The following is a 16,451-nucleotide window of genomic DNA, read 5'->3' on the forward strand; positions in this document are numbered from 1 at the left end:
GGACGCTGCGCCGGGCGCCCGCGCCTCAGCCGCCGAACGAGCCGACCGCTCGGGCGATGACGAGCAGCGTGGTCAGCAGGGCGGCGGTGGCCTGCAGCCCCATCAGCGCCTTGGCGCGCGTGCTCAACGGCATCGTGTCGGTCGGGCTGAACGCGCTGGAGTTGGTCAGCGAGAGGTAGAGGTAGTCCACGAAGGTCGGCACCCAGCCGCTCTCGCCGCTGGCGCTGGCCCTGACCTCCTCGACGTCGTCGCCGATCTCGTCCTGGCTGAAGCGCCAGTCCGCGGGCGGCAGCTGGTCGCGCCGCAGCCGGCGCCGGGCGACCGGTCCGCCGCGGTCCAGCTCCCAGTAGAGGAGCGCGAAGCCGACCACGTTCGTCAGCCAGACCTGCATCGCCCCCAGCAGCAGCGAGCCCCCCGAGGTGTCGGGCCGGGTGAGGCTCGCGACGAGCATCCCGAGCGCGACCAGGTTGGTGGCGATCACGGTGCCGGCGAGCAGGACCGAGGCGGCCCGGGAGACCCGGGTCCGGCGGACGAGCCGGCGCGGGTTCGTGAGCACCAGCGCCACCAGCAGCACCAGCTCGACGACGGCGATGACGTAGCGGGGCGCGAACAGCAGGTCCTCGGGCAGCAGCGCGTACGCGACGACCGCGACCAGCACCGCGCCGGTGGGCACGAGCCGGTTCTCCCCCTGGCCGGCCCGCCGGTGACGCAGCTCGGCGTCCAGCGGGTCCTCCCGTGCGGAGCCCTGCTCCTCCGAACCCTGCGCCATGGCCCGAGTGTCGCAGCGGGCCGACCCCGGGGGCGGGACGGTCAGCCGCGGCGGTGCGCGTCCAGCAGCCGGCGCGCGGCCGCCAGCACGTCGTCGACCCCCACCGCGAGCAGCGCCGGGTCGGGGACGTCGGAGAAGGCGTCGCCGGTGCGGACGCGCGCGTCGGTCAGCACGACGTGCGGACCGCCCGGCGGGGGTCCCCACCGCTCGGGCGGCGCGGGGCCGAAGAGCACGACCGACGGCGTCGCGTACGCGGTGGCCAGGTGCGCGGCGCCGGTGTCGACGCTGACCAGCAGGGCGGCGTCCGCGACGAGCGCGGAGAGCGCGCCGAGGTCGGTGCGACCCGCGAGGTTCGCGGCCCCGGGCAGCCCCGCCCGCTCCGCGACCAGCGTGGCCCGGTCGCGCTCCGCGGTCGAGCCCGTGAGCACGACCGGGTGGTCGGCGGCGAGGGTGCGGACGACCGCGGCGAAGCGCTCCGCCGGCCACGACCGCGAGCCGTACGCGGCGCCGACGTGCACCACGACCGCCCCCGGGGCCGGGCTGGAGACCGAGGGGCGGGTGATCGCGACCTCGGCGGGGTCGCCGGCGATGCCGTGGTGGGCCAGCACCGCGACCCAGCGCTCCCGCTCGAGCACGAGGTCGGTCCAGTCCGGCCCGTCCCACCCGGGTGCGGCGTGCCCGATCCGCTCGTGCGGGCGGAGGTCGTCGAGCAGCGCGTGGCTCTGCGGACCCAGGCCGTGCAGGTTCACGGCGAGGTCGACGGGGCCGGCCCAGGGGAGCGGCGCGTCCAGTCCGGTGACCGGGAGCAGCGCGTCGACCGCGCCGGTGAGCTCCGCGACCGGGCGCAGCCACTCGGGCGCGGCCAGCACCACGCGGTGCCCCGGCCGGGCGCGGCGCAGGGCCCGGAGTGCGGGCACCGCCACGAGCAGGTCGCCGAGGCCGAGCGCCCGCAGCACCAGCGCGACCGGCCGGTCGTCCGCCGCGCCGACGGCGTCCGAGGCGGTGCTCACCCGGGGACCGGCGGGGTCTCGAGGACGTCGAGGACGTCGGCCAGCACCGGGGCGACCTGGACGTCGACGGTCCAGGACTCCTCCTCGTGGGCGCAGCGCAGCTCGTCGCCGGAGGCGAGCGGCGCCCCGCAGCGCGGGCAGTGCACCGTCCACGCGGGGTGGATCCGATGCCGGCGCCGCCCGACCGGTGCGGCGTTGATCGTGTTCGGGCCCCAGAAGACGCCGACGGTCGCGGTCCCGACGGCCATGGCCACGTGGCGCGGGCCGGAGTCGTTCGCGAGCACCACGTCGCTGTCCTCGAGCAGGTCGACCAGCGCGCCGAGCGGCATCCGGTCGGCCACCGAGGTGACGAGCGGGCTGGCGGCCGTCGCCACGATCTGCTCCGCCGCGGGCAGGTCGCTCGCGTCGCCCACCACGACGACCTCGACGCCCCGCTCCGCCAGGGCCTTCGCCACCGCCGCGAACCGGCTCGACGGCCACCGGCGCCGCGGGTCGGTGGCGCCGGGGTGCACGACCAGGCGCGGGCGCACGCCGGGACGGGGGCGGCGGTTGGCCCGGCCGCGCAGGCGCGCTTCCAGCTGCACGGCCGGCGCCCCGGCCAGCGCGGCGACCTCGAGCCAGCGCTGGGTCTCGTGCTGGTGGTAGCGGTAGGGCACCACGCGCTCGAGCGCCGGCGCACCCGGCGCGGCGGTGCCGATCGTGTGCCGGGCCCCGAGCCGCAGCAGGAACGGGTTGGAGTTGCCGCCGCCGCCGTGGGCCTGGACAGCCAGGTCGTACGCCTGCGCCCGCGCCCGGGCGCAGAAGGCCTCGGTCGCCGCGGCGTCGACCTCGAGGCCGGGGCCGGTCTCGCGGACGCCGGGGTGCACGGGCAGCACCTCGACCGCGGTGAAGGGCGCGGGCCGGTCGCCGAGCAGGGCGACGTGCGAGGGCATCCCGAGCAGGGTGACCTCGGCCCCGGGGTACGCGGCCAGCAGCGACTCGACCGCCGGCAGGACGAACATCAGGTCGCCGATCCCGCGCCCGCGGAGCACGGCGATGCGGCGGACGTCGTCGAAGCGCGGTCCGAGGTCGCCGACGAGCACGGGCGAGGGCACGGTCGGTCATGCTAGGCCTGCTGCGGCACCCGGACCGCGTCTGCGACGTTGTGCTCTGCGACGTCCGCCCGGGCGCGCGGACGTGAGGAGTGCGGTGACCCAGGTCGTCGACCTGCTCCTCCGGCTGCCGGTGTGGCTGGTCCTGCTGGCGGCGTTCGCGCTGCCCGCCGTCGAGGCCTCCGCCTTCGTCGGGCTCGTGGTGCCGGGGGAGACGGCGGTGTTCGTCGCCGGCGTCGTGGCCCACGGGGGCCGCCTCGACCTGGCCGCGGTGATCGCGGCGGCCGCGGCCGGGGCCGTCCTCGGCGACCAGGTCGGCTTCCGCCTCGGGCGTCGCTTCGGCCCGGGGCTGGTGGGCCGGCTCCCGGCGCGCCTGCAGGACCGGGCGGGGCGGGTGACGACGCTCGTCGCGCGGCGCGGGCCGTGGGCGGTCCTGCTCGGCCGCTGGACCGCGCTGCTCCGCGCGCTCGTGCCCGGCGTCGCCGGGGCGAGCGGCATGGGGACCCGACCCTTCACCGTGACCAACGTCGTCGGCGGCACCACCTGGGCCGCCGTGGTCGCGGCGCTCGGCTTCGGGGCCGGGGCGGCGTACGCGTCGGTGCTCCGGCGGGTCGACCACGCCAGCGAGGTCGCGCTGGGGGGCGTGGTCGTGCTCGTGGTCGTGGGCGTGCTCGTGCGGCGGGTCCTGCGGCGGCGCCGGCCGGGTGCGGGCGGCCCGGAGGAGCCGGCGGAGGCCGCGACCGAGGTGTGACCTAGGCCTCCCTCCCCGGTCTCCCACGGCGCGCGGGAGGCGGACCGTGGTCCGGAGTCCCGCGAGGCACGCCGTCAGGAGGCGGTCGGCCACGCCCGTGACCCCTAGGCTTTCGCCCCGTGAACTTCTGGGAAGCCCTGGTCCTCGGCGTGGTCGAGGGCATCACCGAGTTCCTGCCCGTGTCGAGCACCGGGCACCTGACGATCGTCGAGAAGCTCTTCGGGCTGAGCATCGACGACCGGGGCGTCACCGCCTTCACCGCCGTCATCCAGGTCGGCGCGATCATCGCCTCGATCGTCTACTTCCGTGCCGACATCGTCCGGCTCGCCGGGGCGTGGTTCCGGGGGCTCGCGAACGCCGAGGCCCGCGAGCACCGCGACTGGAAGATGGCCTGGCTCGTGATCGCCGGGTCGGTCCCGATCGGGATCGTCGGCCTGCTGTTCAGCGACCTCATCACCGGGCCGCTGCGGAGCCTGTGGTTCGTGGTCGGCGGCCTCGTGGTGTGGAGCGTCGTCATGGTCCTCGCCGAGCGGCTGAGCCGGCAGGACCGCAGCGAGAAGGACCTGACCCTCGTCGACGCCCTCGTCGTCGGCGTCGTCCAGTGCCTCGCCCTCGTGCCCGGCGTCTCGCGCTCCGGCTCGACGATCAGCGCCGGCCTGCTGCGCAACCTCGACCGCGTCTCCGCCACCCGGTTGGCCTTCTTCCTGGCCATCCCCGCCCTCACGGCGGCCGGGATCTACGAGGCCGTCGGCAGCGCGGACGACATCGCCACGTCGGTCGGCTGGGCCCCGACTCTCGTCGCCACCGTCGTCAGCTTCGTCGTCGGGTTCGCCTCCATCGCGTGGCTGCTGCGGATCGTGGCGAAGTTCCCGATCACCGTCTTCGTCGGCTACCGCCTCGTGCTCGCCGCGGTCATCGCCGTCCTCCTGCTGACGGGCGTCGTCTCCGCCCGCTGAGCCGGGCCGGCCTCGGCCACGGTCGAGCGCGGCGCACGGAGCCGTGCGCCGCCGGCAGTGAGCCGCCGCCGGGAACACAGAAGACATAGGTCGAGCCCGGACGGGGTAAGGAGGCGCCATGCGTACGACTGGGTGGGAGGACGGCGGCCCCGAGCGGCTGCTCGGGCCGGAGCTGCCGTTGGTGCTGCGGGACCAGGCACCGCGGGTGACGGTGGTCGGCGACCCGATCCTCGACGGGTGGTGGCGCGGCCGCACGGAGCGGATGTCGCGCGAGGCCCCCGCCCCGGTGGTCGAGGTCTTCGAGCGCAAGCACGTCCCCGGCGGCGCCGCGAACACGGCCGTGAACCTCGCCGCGCTCGGCGCCCGGGTCAGCATGGTCGGGGTCGCCGGCGACGACGAGGCCGGCCGGATGCTGCACAGCCTGCTCGAGGCGGCCGGGGTCGACGTGACCGGGCTGCTGCTCGACCCGGCGGTGCGCACGACGACCAAGGTGCGCATCGTCGGCGGCGAGCAGATCCTGCTGCGCGTCGACGAGGGCGTGGACGAGGCGCCGCCGGAGCACGTGCGCGACGCCGCGGCCCGGGCTGCCGAGGGGATCCTGCGCCGCAGCGACGCCGTCGTGGTGTGCGACTACGGCTCCGGCCCGTCACCCGCGCTGGTCGAGGTCCTGCAGGCCGAGCGCCCGCCGCTCCTCGTGGTCGACGCGCACGACCCGGCGCCCTGGGCGGTGGTGGCCCCGGACCTGGTGACGCCCAACGCGCGCGAGGCCTTCGGCCTGCTCGACCGCACGCCGCCGCTGGCCGCCCGGGTGGAGGCCGTGCACGCCGCCGCGCCCGCGCTCCTCGACCGCACCGGCGCCGCCCAGGTCGTCGTCACCCTCGACGCCGAGGGCGCGGTCCTGCTCGACCGGACCGGGGTGGTGCACCGCACGACGGCGCGTCCCGTCCTCGACAAGCAGGCCGCCGGCGCGGGGGACACGTTCGTCGCCGCGCTGACGCTGGCTCGGGCCGGCGGGGTGGAGCTGCCCGCCGCCCTTGAGCTCGCCCAGGCCGCGGCGGACGTCGTCGTGCACCGCTCGGGGACCTCGGTCTGCACCGCCGACGACCTCGCCGAGCATCTCGGGCGCACCTCCGAGCGGGTCCTGCCCGCCGCCGAGCTCGCGCTGCGCATCAAGGCCGAGCGCGACGCCGGCCGCCGGGTCGTGCTGACCAACGGCTGCTTCGACGTCCTGCATCGCGGCCACACGACCTCGCTCGCCCAGGCGGCGCGCCTCGGCGACCTGCTCGTCGTGGCCGTGAACAGCGACGACTCCGTACGCCGCCTCAAGGGCCCGCAGCGTCCGATCAACACCGAGGCCGACCGGGCCGGGGTGCTCGCGGCGCTCAGCTGTGTCGACTACGTGACGGTCTTCGAGACCGACACGCCGATCCCGCTGATCGAGCTGCTGCGCCCCGACGTCTACGCCAAGGGCGGCGACTACACGCCCGAGATGATGGCGGAGACGCCGGTGGTCCGCGCGTACGGCGGAGAGGTGCGCATCCTCGACTTCGTGCCCGCCCGCTCGACGACCGACGTGGTCACGCGGATCCAGAGCATGGTGCCGCCGGCCTGACGGGCCGGCGGGCCGGCGGGCGCACGATGGGGAGATGAGCTCCTCGCGCAGACCCGCCCTCGTCGTGCCCGCCCTCGTGGGCCACACCGTCGTTACCGCCCTGGTGTGGCGCGACCTCGCACACCGTCCGGACGCACGCGTGCGCGGCGGCAAGAACCTGTGGCGCACGCTGTCGGCGCTCAACACCGGCGGCGCGCTGGCCTACCTGCTCGTCGGCCGGCGCCGCTGACCCCGGGACCCGCGTGGAGCGGGCCCCGGGCGAGGGTGAGGTCGTGTCTCTCGGTTCCGGCGGGCGCTGGCGAGGCCCCGGCATCCCGACCGGCTGCGCCGTGCTCGCTCGGCGCAGCCCGCTGCGCTCTCGCTCGCCCGGCTTGCCGGGCCGGGCGCGGATGCCTCGCCAGCACCTGCCTGAGTCGAGAGACACGACCTAGCGCGAGGCCGAGGGGGCCTCGGGCTCCGAGGTGTTGTCCCAGCGCAGCACCGCGGCGACGGGCTGGCCGTCGAGCGTCCCGCGGTGGGCGACCCGCACGTCGGCGTCGGTGAGCGCGGCCAGCGCCACGAGCACCTGGTCGGCGGGCAGCGCGTCGAGGGTGGTGACGGCACCGATCGAGAGGCCGGGCTGGTCGGCGGGGGTCACGCTCGTGCCGGCAGCCTCGGCCGGGTCGATCAGCAGGGTGTCGACCTGGCCGCGGACCAGCGCCTCGAGCACCTCGTCGACCCCCGACGCGGCGCGCGAGCTCTTGCCCTGGGCCCGCTCGCCGAGACGCTGCTTGAGCTCCTCGAGCACGTGCAGCCCGGCGGTGACCGCCTGGCCGCGCAGGGCCTCGGTCACCTCCTCGGCGAAGGCCGCGTCGCCGCCGTCGGCGTTGCGGCGCCCGCCCTGGAGCTCGACGACCTCGGCGTCGAGGTGCGACAGCTTCTGACGCAGCTCGCTCACCGCGTCGGGCTCGCCGCCGACCAGGACGAGGGAGGGGCCGCTGCGCACCTGGCGCTCGACCTCGGCCGCCACGGCGTCCGCGCTGCGCTTCCACTCCTCCTCGACCGAGCCCTCGCGGTTGTCGTCACCGGTCTTGTGGAGGAAGTTCGGGTCGCCCCCGGTCTCCTCCGCGCTGCGCTCCGGGCGCGCGGCCGCGTCGGCGTAGGTCTCGACGCTGCCGCCCTCGTGGTCGACACGGGCCAGCACGAACGGCGTCACCAGTGTCGCGTCGGCCAGCCACGGACCGAGGTCGGGCAGCGAGCCCCACGACGTCGACGGCTGCGGGCGACGGCCGCGGACCAGGGCCTGGAAGCCGACGCCGCGCTCGCTCGCCACGACGACCCGGGCGACCTCGCCGCCCTCGGAGGTGCTGGCCCCGAGCGCGGCCTGCAGGGCCTCCGCGACGGCGGCCGGGGCACCGGCGGCCACGAGGTCGTCGTGGGCGGCGCGGGCGGTCAGCGCGACGGCGTCGTCGCCGGCCTCGGCGACCCGGCTGACGTCGGCGTACGCGGTGGCGAAGGGACCGGGGTCGTTCGTGAGCAGCTGGGAGACGTCGGAGAGCTTCATCCTCGCGACGCTACCCGCGGCAGCGGGGACCGGACGGGGACCTCGGGTGCGGGATGAGCCGGCCCGGGCCGGGGTAACGCCGCAGGGTGCCCAGTGGAGGAGGACAGGTGACCGACCGGATCTCGGAGGCGGCGCGCACGGTGTTCGGCCGCGAGCGGCTGCGTGCCGGCCAGCGCGAGGCCGTCGAGGCGCTGCTGGCCGGACGCGACGCGCTGCTCGTGCAACCGACCGGGGCCGGCAAGTCGCTGGCCTACCAGCTCGCGGCCGTGCTGATCGACGGCCCGACGCTCGTCGTCTCGCCGCTGCTCGCCCTGCAGCAGGACCAGACCGAGCACCTGGAGGCGTACGGGGGGCGGACGCGGGCGCGCCGGATCTCCTCGGCGGAGACGCCGAAGCAGCGCGAGGAGGCGCTCGAGGCGGCGGCGCGCGGCGAGGTGGAGTTCCTCTTCCTGGCCCCCGAGCAGCTGGCGAACGAGGCCGTGCACGCCGCGGTGTCGGCGCTGCGGCCGAGCCTGGTCGCCGTCGACGAGGCGCACTGCGTGTCGTCGTGGGGCCACGACTTCCGCCCCGACTACCTGCGCCTCGGCGAGCTGCTCGAGGGGATGGGTGCGCGCACGATCGCGATGACGGCGACGGCCTCGCTCCCGGTGCGCACCGACATCGTCGAGCGGCTGCACCTGCAGGACGTCTCCATCACCGTCGGTGGCGCGGCGCGCGAGAACATCGACCTGTCCGTCGAGCGCTGCCTCGACGAGCGCGACCAGGAGCAGCGCGTCGTCGCCGCGGTCGCGGGGCGCGAGGGGTCCGGGATCGTCTACGTGTCGACGCGCAAGGGGGCCGAGCGCTACGCCGCCCTCGTCGAGGAGGCCGGACGGAGCACCACCTGCTACCACGCGGGCCTGGCCAAGAAGGCGCGCGAGGAGGCGCAGGCGGCGTTCATGGCCTCCGAGGTCGACGTCGTCGTCGCGACCTCGGCCTTCGGCATGGGCATCGACAAGCCTGACGTGCGCTGGGTCGTCCACGCCAACATCCCCGAGTCGCCCGACGAGTACTACCAGCAGGTGGGCCGGGCGGGCCGCGACGGCGAGCCGTCGACCGGCACGCTGTTCTTCCGGCCCGAGGACCTCGCGCTGCGCCGCTTCCAGACCGTCGCGGTCCCCAAGCCGTCGGAGGTGAAGCGCGTCTTCGCCGCCCTGGCGACCCTGCCCGACGCGGGCCCGGCCGAGCAGGCCGAGGCCGCCGGGGTCAGCGCGCGCAAGCTCGCGAGGATCGCCAACCTGATCGTGGAGGCCGGCGCGGAGGGCGAGACCGTCGGGGTCGACGAGGTGCGGGCCCGGGCCGAGGGCTACCAGACGCTGCAGCGATCGCGCGTCGACATGATGCGCGGCTACGCCGAGACGCGGCGGTGCCGGCGCCAGTTCCTGCTGGCCTACCTCGGCGAGTCCGACACCCCGCGCTGCGAACGGTGCGACACGTGCCGCTCGGGAGCCGCGGCGGCCGAGGAGGAGCAGGCCGCGGCGGCGGCGCCGTCACCGTTCGAGCCGGAGCAGCGCGTCCGGCACGGGTCCTTCGGCGAGGGGATAGTCATCAGCATCGAGGGCGACGAGCTGACCGTGCTGTTCGACGAGGTCGGCTACAAGCTGATGTCGGTGCCGACCGTCGTCGAGCACGACCTGCTGGACGTGCTGGCCTGAGCCGGGGGTGCGTGCCGGGCCGCGGCTAGGGCCTGCCGGCTGCGTCTGGCTCGGGTCCGGCCCGGGCGACCACTGGTCACTTGTGGTCGCCCAGCAGGCTGCGAGCGGCCCCCTGCTGACCAGTGGTCGACCAGCGGGGAGAAGGGGAGGCACCCTTGCGCCGGCGTCGTCGGCGCGAGGGATGGTCCGGCTCAGCCCGCCGTACGGAGCACCGGACGGCCGATGTGGACGACCTTGCGGGTGGTCATCTCGTCGAGCAGCTCGGGCCCGTAGCCGAAGCCCTGCCCGCTCGCGCCACGCGGTTCGGCGGCACCGCCGGGCGCCCCTCCGAAGACGGCGTTGACCTTGACCGTCCCCACGGGAAGCCGGCGGATCGCCTCGGTCGTGTGCTCGAGCGAGCCGGTGAGGACCGTCGCGGCCAGGCCGTAGCGGGACGCGACCGCGCGGTCGAGGCCCTCGGTGAAGCTCGCCACGACCTGGACGGGCGCGACGGGCCCGAAGGTCTCCTCGCGCATCAGGTCGCTGTCGCCTCCGACGTCGACGACGACCGTGGCGGGGTAGTGCGCGCCGGCGCCCTCCGGGACCTCGCCGCCCGCGAGGACCCGCGCACCCTGCGCCTGCGCGGCGGCCACCTGGCGGTGGACCTCGGCCCGCATCCGGGTGTCGACCATCGGGGCCATGCCGTCGGCGTTGCGCGAGCCGGCCTCGAGGACCAGCGCAGCGACGAACTCCTCGGCGACGTCGGCGTGGACGTAGATGCGCTCGACCGACGTGCAGATCTGGCCGCTGTTCGCGTACGCGCCGAGGGCGGCCTGCGCGGCGGCCCAGGTCGGGTCGACGTCGGCATCGACGACGAGGGCGTCGTTGCCGCCGTTCTCGAGCACGAGGTGGGCGCCGGTTCGCAGCGCCTCCTCGGCGATCGCCCGCCCGGTCGCGGTCGAGCCGACGTGGGCCACCACGTCGACGCCGGCCGAGGCGACGAGCGCCGCACCCGTACGGCCGTCGCCGGTGAGCGTGGTCAGGACGCCCTCAGGCAGCGGTGCCGACCAGATCTCGCCGAGCAGCGCGCCGACGTGCGGGCAGCGCTCGCTGGGCTTGTGCACGACCGTGTTGCCGGTGACCAGGGCGGCCCCGACGAGGCCGGCGGAGACCGCGACCGGGTCGTTCCAGGGCGTGATCGCGGCGACGACGCCACGCGGCTCGGGGCGGGTGTAGTCGACGGCCACGTCGGCGCCGCGCAGGCTGTGGGTCCGGTGCAGCGGGCCGAGCTCGGCGTACTGGCGCAGCGTGCCGACCGCGGCGTCCACCCCGCCGCGGGCGTCGCCCGCGGGCTTGCCGGTCTCGCGGGTGTTGAGCTCGGCTACCTCGTCGGCCCGCGCGGCCAGCGCGTCGGCCAGCGCGTGCAGCAGCGCGCCGCGGGCGGCCGGCGCGGTCGCGGCCCAGCCCTCGGCCGCCTGCCGCGCGGCCTGCACGGCCGCGGCCACGTCGGCCTCGTCGGCGCTGTGCACGGTCCCGACGGGCGTGCCGTCCTGCGGGTCGACGATGGTGATCGCGCGCGAGCCGTCGGCGTCAGGGGTCTCCTGGCGCGGGGTGCCGGTCGCGGTGGGCTGGTCGATCAGGGTCACGGGCTGGTGCCTCCGTCGGTGAGCTGGGTGCGGCGTCGCGCACCGGGTGCGGACGCTCCCGCGCTGTTACCCGAGCGGGCGTCTCCGCACACCGGCGGGCGCGCCGCGGGCGATGTTTCGTGTGTGAACAGACTGCCGCAGGGTAAGGAGGAGGCATGCCAGGCCCGTCGGGACTGGCGCGGAGGGCGACGACGCCCAGCACCGGGGTGCCGACTCGGTCTCGGGCGCGTCGCCCTTCGCTGCACGGCTGCCGCACCTCGCAGGGCCCCGCGCGAGCTCCTGGAGGTCCTCGTCAGACCGCGATCGTGAGCCCTGGGTCGTCGTCGATCGCGAGCCCCGCGTGGTCCACGACCGCTCGCCAGCAGGTGGTGCGGAACGGCAGCAGCAACGGTTCGGGAGCACGGGCGGACGAGTCGTAGAGCCCGCCCACCTCGGCCAGGACCGCCTCGCGCTCGGCGGGGGGCAGCGCGGCGACCGCGCTGCGCCGCGCGGCCATGGACACCAGGCCCGCGCGGGTCGTCGGCACCCAGGTGCGGAAGTCGCGCCGCTCGAGGTCGGTGAAGTAGGGGCTCGCGGCCAGGTCGGCGACCGACGCGTCGCCGTACGCGCCCTGCATGGCCGAGGGGTCGACCCGCTGCAGGATGCCCATCAGCCGGCGCACCCAGGGGACCGTGTCGTCACGGGTCTGGTAGAGCACGGCCAGGTGGCCACCGGGGCGCAGCACCCGCGCGATCTCGGTCGCGGCGAGGCCGGGGGCGAAGCGGTGCAGCGTCTGGGACGCGGTGACCACGTCGAAGTGGCACGACAGGTAGGGCATCGACTCGACCTGGCCCGCGACGTGCAGCCGCGTGCCGAGCCGACCGGGCAGGGTGGCCACCCGCTCGGGGTCGTGGTCGAGGCAGAAGACCTCGTGGCCGGCCTCCACGAGCGCCGCCGCGAAGCCCCCGCGGCCCGAGCCCAGGTCCAGCACGCGCGCGGGGTGCTCACCGACCATCCAGTCGACGGTCGCGGGCTGCACGGCACCGGGCCGGCGTGCGCCGGGGACGGGGGCGGCGGGCATGGCGAACAACCTAGTCGCGCGCAGCGGCGGGAAGGGTCCACCGCGTCGGCGTGCCCGATGTCCTCGGCGCGGGTCGGCGGTGCCGGTCGTCCTGCCGGTCGTGCCCGCGCTCCCGGGAGGTGGGGTGGTCCGGCGCCGTGTGACCAAGGCGTGCGCGTCGTACGTCGGCCCCGGTCCAGCCGGGGACGCGACTCCCATCGCGATGGGTGATCGCCGCGTGGGTGCGCGACGCCGGACCCAGATCCTCGGGTCGTCTCCGGCCCGGATCTTCTACGTCCTGTGTACCTCCTCCAGCGCCTGCTGTGAAGTGGCTCACACGAATCTTCAGGTTCGGGTGTGCCACCCGTCCACAGGTCCCGCTCGACGAGGAGGCCGTCCTCCACAGCCGCGCCGCGCACCGGCACGCGGGTCGCCCGCGTACGGAGGCTCTCGACGTGCCCCGCCCCTCGACCCCTCCCTCCCGCCCAGCCGCACCGGACGGTTCCGTCCTGGTGCTGACCACCGACCCGCTGCTCGCCCGGCACGTGCTGTCGGTCGTCGCGGCCGTCGGGCGCGCCGCGCGGGAGCCGGCGTCGGACGACGAGCTGCGGCGGGCGTGGCGCTCGGCCGGCGCCGTGCTGGTGGGCGCCGACAGCGCCGCCCGGGTCGCCGACCTCGTGCTGCCGCCGCGCACGGAGGTGTGGGTCGTCGGGCGCGACGACGAGCAGGCGGCCACCGCCGCATGGTCGAGCCGCCTGCGGGCCGCCGTGACGACCCTGCCCGACGGGGCACCCGACCTCGCCGCCGCGCTGGCCGGCCCGGGCCCCGGATCCGGCCGGGCCGAGGTCGTGGCGCTCGTCGGGGGCTCGGGCGGCGTCGGGGCCTCGACCCTGGCGGCCGGCCTGGCCGTGACGGCCGCGAGGGACGGGCGCCGGGTGCTGCTCCTCGACACCGACGTCCTCGGCGGCGGCCTGGACGTGCTGCTGGGGGCCGAGCACCTCGCGGGGTGGCGCTGGAGCCGGTTCGCGGCCGCCCGCGGCCACCTGGGCGACCTCGGCGGCCAGCTGCCGCGCTGCGACGGCGTCGACGTGCTCGCGGTCGACCGCGCCGCCCACGACGGCGCGGTGCTGCAGGCCGACCAGCTCGCGGCGGTGCTGGGCTCGGCCCTGGCCAGCCACGACCTCGTCGTCGTCGACCTGCCGCGCACGACCGGCCCCGCCCACGACGAGGTGCTGCGGCGCGCCGGCACGGTGCTGCTGCTCGTGCGCGCCGACGTGCGGGGCGTGGCGGGGGCGGAGGCGTGCCGCCGGGAGCTGGCGCCGCGCTGCCGCGACCTGCGGGTCGTCGTGCGGACGGGGCGCGGCCTCCGGCTGGACCCCGGGCTCGTCGCCGACGCGCTCGACCTGACCCTCGCCGGCGTGCTGGAGGAGGAGGCGGGGCTCCCGGTCGCGGCGGAGCGCGGTGACCCGCCCGGCCACGCGCCACGCTCGGCCCTGGGCCGGCTCTGCGCCGGCTTGCTGCACGCCCGGGAGGCGGTCGCGTGAGCACCGTGGAGGACCTCGAGCCGATCCGCTCCCGGCTCGCCCGGCTGCGCCGCGCGCACACTCCGGCCGACGTCGCCGAGGCGATGCGGGCCGAGGGCCGGGTCGTGAGTGACGCCGCCCTCGTCGACACGCTCGAGCAGCTGCACCGGCACAGCGTCGGTGCCGGGCCGCTCGAGGTGCTCCTTGCCGAGCCCGGCGTCACCGACGTGGTCGTCAACGGCGCGGAGCAGGTGTTCGTCGACCGCGGCCACGGCCTGGAGCGCACCTCGGTGCGCTTCTCCTCCGAGGCCGAGGTGCGCCGCCTCGCGCAGCGCCTGGCCGCCTCCGTCGGCCGCCGGCTGGACGACGCGGTGCCCTTCGTCGACGCCCGGCTCGCCGACGGCAGCCGGGTCCACGCCGTGCTCGGCACGCTCGCCGACCCGGGCACCTGCATCAGCCTCCGCGTGCCGGCCCGCCGGTCCTTCTCCCTGGCCGACTGCGTGCGGTCGGGCTCGCTGACCCCGGGTGCGGCCGAGCTGCTCGCGCGCGTCGTGGAGTCGCGGCTCGCCTTCCTCGTGAGCGGAGGGACGGGCAGCGGCAAGACGACGCTGCTCGCCGCGCTGCTGGCGCTCGTGCCGCCGCACGAGCGGATCGTCGTCGTGGAGGACTCCCGCGAGCTCGCGCCGGCCCACCCGCACGTCGTCCGGATGGAGGGGCGCCCGGCCAACTCCGAGCTGGCCGGGGCGGTCACCCTCACCGACCTCGTCCGCCAGTCGCTGCGGATGCGGCCCGACCGCCTGGTGGTCGGCGAGGTGCGCGGTCCCGAGATCGCCGACCTCCTGACCGCGATGAACACCGGTCACGAGGGCGGCTGCGGGACGGTGCACGCGAACTCCTCCGCCGACGTGCCGGCCCGGCTCGAGGCGCTCGCCGCCCTCGGCGGCCTCCCGCGGCTCGCCGTCCACGCGCAGATCGCCTCGGCGCTGCACGCCTCCGTCCACATCACGCGGGACGGGCAGGGGCGCCGGCGGGTCAGCGAGATCTCGGTCTTCACCCGGGACCCGGCGACCGGCATCACGCGGACCGAGCAGGCGGTGGCCTTCGACGCCGACGGGACGACGCGCCTGGGACCGGGCGGGCCCCGCCTCGAGCGGATGCTCGAACGGTGAGCGGCAGCCTCGCGGCCGTCTTGCCGCTGCTCACCCTCGTCCTGGCCATGGTGACGGTGCTGCTCGCCGTGCCGCCGGCCCCGCAGGGCGTGGCCAGTGCCCGGTTGAGCTCGCGGGCGGTCGACCCGGTCGGGCCGGCCCCGCGCCGCCGGTCCGCCCCGGCGCTGGCCGTCGCGACGTCCGTCGTCGTGGTGGCGACCGGGACCTTCGCCGGCGGGGCGCGGGGCGCCGTCCTGGCCGCCGCCCTCGTGGTCGCGGCCGGGACGGTCACCCGGGTGGCTCTCGCGCACGCGGCCGACGGGCGTGCCCGGCGTGCGCAGGCCGACGTCGCCCGGGCCTGCGGGGTCCTGGCCTCCTACGTCCGCGTCGGCCAGGTGCCCGCCGACGCGCTCGTCCTGGTGGCCCGGGACACCCCGGTGCTGGCCGAGGCGGCGGCGGTGCAGCAGATCGGCGGCGACGTCCCCGACGCCCTGCACGCCCGCGCCGCCCGGCCCGGCCACGGCGGTCTGAGCGACCTCGCCCGCGCCTGGCGGGTCTCCTCCTCGACGGGCGCGCCGATGGCCCCCGCCCTCGAGGAGGTCGCGGCCGGGCTGGCGTCGGACGAGTCGCTGCGGTCGGTCGTGTCGGCCGAGCTCTCGGCACCGCGCTCGACCGGCAAGGTCATGGCCGTGCTGCCCCTGGTCGGCATCGGGCTCGGCTACCTGCTCGGTGGTCGTCCCCTGGACTGGCTGGTCGCCGGACCGCTCGGCTGGGCCTGCCTGCTGCTCGGGCTGCTCCTGGCCGCGGGGGGCGTGCTCTGGATCGAGCGGCTCGCCCGTGCGGCCGCGGCGGGGACCTGACGTGGTCCCCGACCTGGCGGCCGCGTCGCCGTGGGCGTACGCCGCCGCCGTGTCGACCGGGCTGTGCGTGCTCGCCCTCCTGCCGCCGCGGCGTCGCCTGCATGCCCCCGACGACGGTCTGATCGACCGGCGTCCGCGCCGGACCTGGTGGCAGGGACGGGCGGACGCGGTCCCCGTCCGGCGGCGCCTGGTGCCGGGCGCGGCGCTCGGCCTGGTGCTCGCCGTGCTCGCCGCCCGCCTCGGCGTGCCCGGCTGGCTGGCCCCGGTGCTCGCGACCCTCGTCGCCCTGGCGGCGGTCGTGCTGCTCGGGCGGGTGGAGCCGGCGGCCGCACGTCGCCGGCGCCAGGGCCTGGTGCTCCAGACGCCCCAGGCCCTCGAGCTGATGGCGTCCTGCCTCGCCGCCGGGCTGCCCGTGCGGGGTGCGTGCGCCGTCGTGGCCGACGCCTTCGACGGGCCGGTCGCGGAGGACCTCGGCCGCGTCCGCGCCGCCACCGACCTCGGCGTCGCCGACGCCGACGCGTGGCTGGCGCTCGCCGACCACGCCCAGCTCGGCCCGGCGGCGGCCGACCTGGCGCGCTCGGTCGAGTCCGGGACGCTGCTCGTGACCACGCTGCGTCACCACGCGGTCCAGGCCCGCGAGCGCCGGCAGGCCGCGCTCCAGGTCGTCGCCCGCAGCGTCGGCGTACGCAGCGTCATGCCGTTGATGACGTGCTTCATCCCCGCCTTCCTGCTCCTGGGCGTGGTGCCGACCGTGGCGTCGGCGCTGTCGCGCGCGCTGTCCCTCTGAGCCGGTCCGGGCGCCCCGAGGGCTCGCGCCAGGCGCGCCGGCC

The 16,451-nt window shown here is 76.8% G+C and carries 15 protein-coding genes; 9 read left to right on the forward strand and 6 right to left on the reverse strand.

Annotated features, from left to right (window positions below; translation table 11 throughout):
- Positions 1-25: 25 nt before the first annotated feature.
- Genes BLU42_RS19200 through BLU42_RS19210 form a run of 3 tightly spaced genes read right to left on the reverse strand, consistent with a single transcriptional unit; the run spans position 26 to position 2,873 of the window.
- The gene (locus tag BLU42_RS19200) at positions 26-769 is read right to left on the reverse strand and encodes a hypothetical protein (RefSeq protein ID WP_197680523.1); all 744 of its coding nucleotides are present in this window, start codon (positions 767-769) and stop codon (positions 26-28) included.
- A 41-nt stretch (positions 770-810) separates the two neighbouring features.
- The gene (locus BLU42_RS19205) at positions 811-1,779 is read right to left on the reverse strand and encodes a glycosyltransferase family 9 protein (protein ID WP_091078293.1); all 969 of its coding nucleotides are present in this window, start codon (positions 1,777-1,779) and stop codon (positions 811-813) included.
- A complete protein-coding gene (locus tag BLU42_RS19210) occupies positions 1,776-2,873 on the reverse strand; it encodes a glycosyltransferase family 9 protein (RefSeq protein ID WP_197680524.1) in 1,098 nt (365 codons plus the stop codon). The genes BLU42_RS19205 and BLU42_RS19210 overlap by 4 nt, the downstream gene beginning before the upstream one ends.
- 94 nt (positions 2,874-2,967) lie before the next feature.
- On the opposite strand from BLU42_RS19210, the gene BLU42_RS19215 reads away from it, so the two are divergent.
- From BLU42_RS19215 to BLU42_RS19230, 4 genes are all read left to right on the forward strand, one after another.
- On the forward strand, positions 2,968-3,621 hold the full coding sequence (locus tag BLU42_RS19215; protein ID WP_172825831.1) for a DedA family protein: 654 nt from the start codon (positions 2,968-2,970) through the stop codon (positions 3,619-3,621).
- A gap of 119 nt (positions 3,622-3,740) precedes the next feature.
- Positions 3,741-4,577, forward strand: a complete 837-nt coding sequence (locus BLU42_RS19220; RefSeq protein WP_091078301.1) for an undecaprenyl-diphosphate phosphatase — start codon at positions 3,741-3,743, stop codon at positions 4,575-4,577.
- Positions 4,578-4,695: 118 nt separating this feature from the next.
- Entirely contained in the window at positions 4,696-6,189 is a 1,494-nt protein-coding gene (rfaE2, locus tag BLU42_RS19225) for a D-glycero-beta-D-manno-heptose 1-phosphate adenylyltransferase (protein ID WP_091078304.1), read from the forward strand.
- 34 nt (positions 6,190-6,223) lie between these two features.
- Positions 6,224-6,418: a hypothetical protein gene (locus tag BLU42_RS19230; protein WP_091078307.1), complete on the forward strand. Its 195-nt coding sequence runs from the start codon at positions 6,224-6,226 to the stop codon at positions 6,416-6,418.
- Between the two features lie 198 nt (positions 6,419-6,616).
- Here the strand turns inward: BLU42_RS19230 and BLU42_RS19235 are convergent, their stop codons facing one another.
- Positions 6,617-7,732 (reverse strand): baeRF2 domain-containing protein, encoded by a 1,116-nt coding sequence (locus BLU42_RS19235; protein ID WP_091078310.1) that lies wholly within the window; start codon positions 7,730-7,732, stop codon positions 6,617-6,619.
- A 107-nt stretch (positions 7,733-7,839) separates the two neighbouring features.
- Here BLU42_RS19235 and BLU42_RS19240 point away from each other — a divergent pair, with 107 nt between their 5' ends.
- A complete protein-coding gene (locus BLU42_RS19240; RefSeq protein WP_197680525.1) occupies positions 7,840-9,426 on the forward strand; it encodes a RecQ family ATP-dependent DNA helicase in 1,587 nt (528 codons plus the stop codon).
- Positions 9,427-9,617: 191 nt separating this feature from the next.
- Here the strand turns inward: BLU42_RS19240 and BLU42_RS19245 are convergent, their stop codons facing one another.
- Together BLU42_RS19245 and BLU42_RS19250 are read right to left on the reverse strand one after the other, a co-directional pair.
- Positions 9,618-11,051: an aldehyde dehydrogenase family protein gene (locus BLU42_RS19245; protein WP_231918318.1), complete on the reverse strand. Its 1,434-nt coding sequence runs from the start codon at positions 11,049-11,051 to the stop codon at positions 9,618-9,620.
- Between the two features lie 292 nt (positions 11,052-11,343).
- Positions 11,344-12,111, reverse strand: coding sequence for a class I SAM-dependent methyltransferase (locus BLU42_RS19250; RefSeq protein WP_172825832.1), 768 nt, complete (start codon positions 12,109-12,111; stop codon positions 11,344-11,346).
- 491 nt (positions 12,112-12,602) lie between these two features.
- Here BLU42_RS19250 and ssd point away from each other — a divergent pair, with 491 nt between their 5' ends.
- From ssd to BLU42_RS19270, 4 genes are read left to right on the forward strand one after another with little or no spacing between them, the layout of a single operon-like run.
- A complete protein-coding gene (gene ssd, locus BLU42_RS19255) occupies positions 12,603-13,634 on the forward strand; it encodes a septum site-determining protein Ssd (RefSeq protein ID WP_157720094.1) in 1,032 nt (343 codons plus the stop codon).
- The gene (locus BLU42_RS19260) at positions 13,631-14,782 is read left to right on the forward strand and encodes a TadA family conjugal transfer-associated ATPase (RefSeq protein WP_197680526.1); all 1,152 of its coding nucleotides are present in this window, start codon (positions 13,631-13,633) and stop codon (positions 14,780-14,782) included. The genes ssd and BLU42_RS19260 overlap by 4 nt, the downstream gene beginning before the upstream one ends.
- A complete protein-coding gene (locus BLU42_RS19265) occupies positions 14,779-15,621 on the forward strand; it encodes a type II secretion system F family protein (RefSeq protein ID WP_091078327.1) in 843 nt (280 codons plus the stop codon). Before BLU42_RS19260 ends, BLU42_RS19265 begins: the two co-directional genes overlap by 4 nt.
- A gap of 1 nt (position 15,622) precedes the next feature.
- Positions 15,623-16,408 carry a type II secretion system F family protein gene (locus BLU42_RS19270; protein ID WP_091078331.1) on the forward strand — a complete coding sequence of 262 codons (786 nt, stop codon included), beginning with the start codon at positions 15,623-15,625 and terminating at the stop codon, positions 16,406-16,408.
- The last annotated feature ends 43 nt before the right edge of the window (positions 16,409-16,451 follow it).

The sequence above is a fragment of the Microlunatus sagamiharensis genome, from assembly GCF_900105785.1.
Classification (GTDB): domain Bacteria; phylum Actinomycetota; class Actinomycetes; order Propionibacteriales; family Propionibacteriaceae; genus Microlunatus; species Microlunatus sagamiharensis.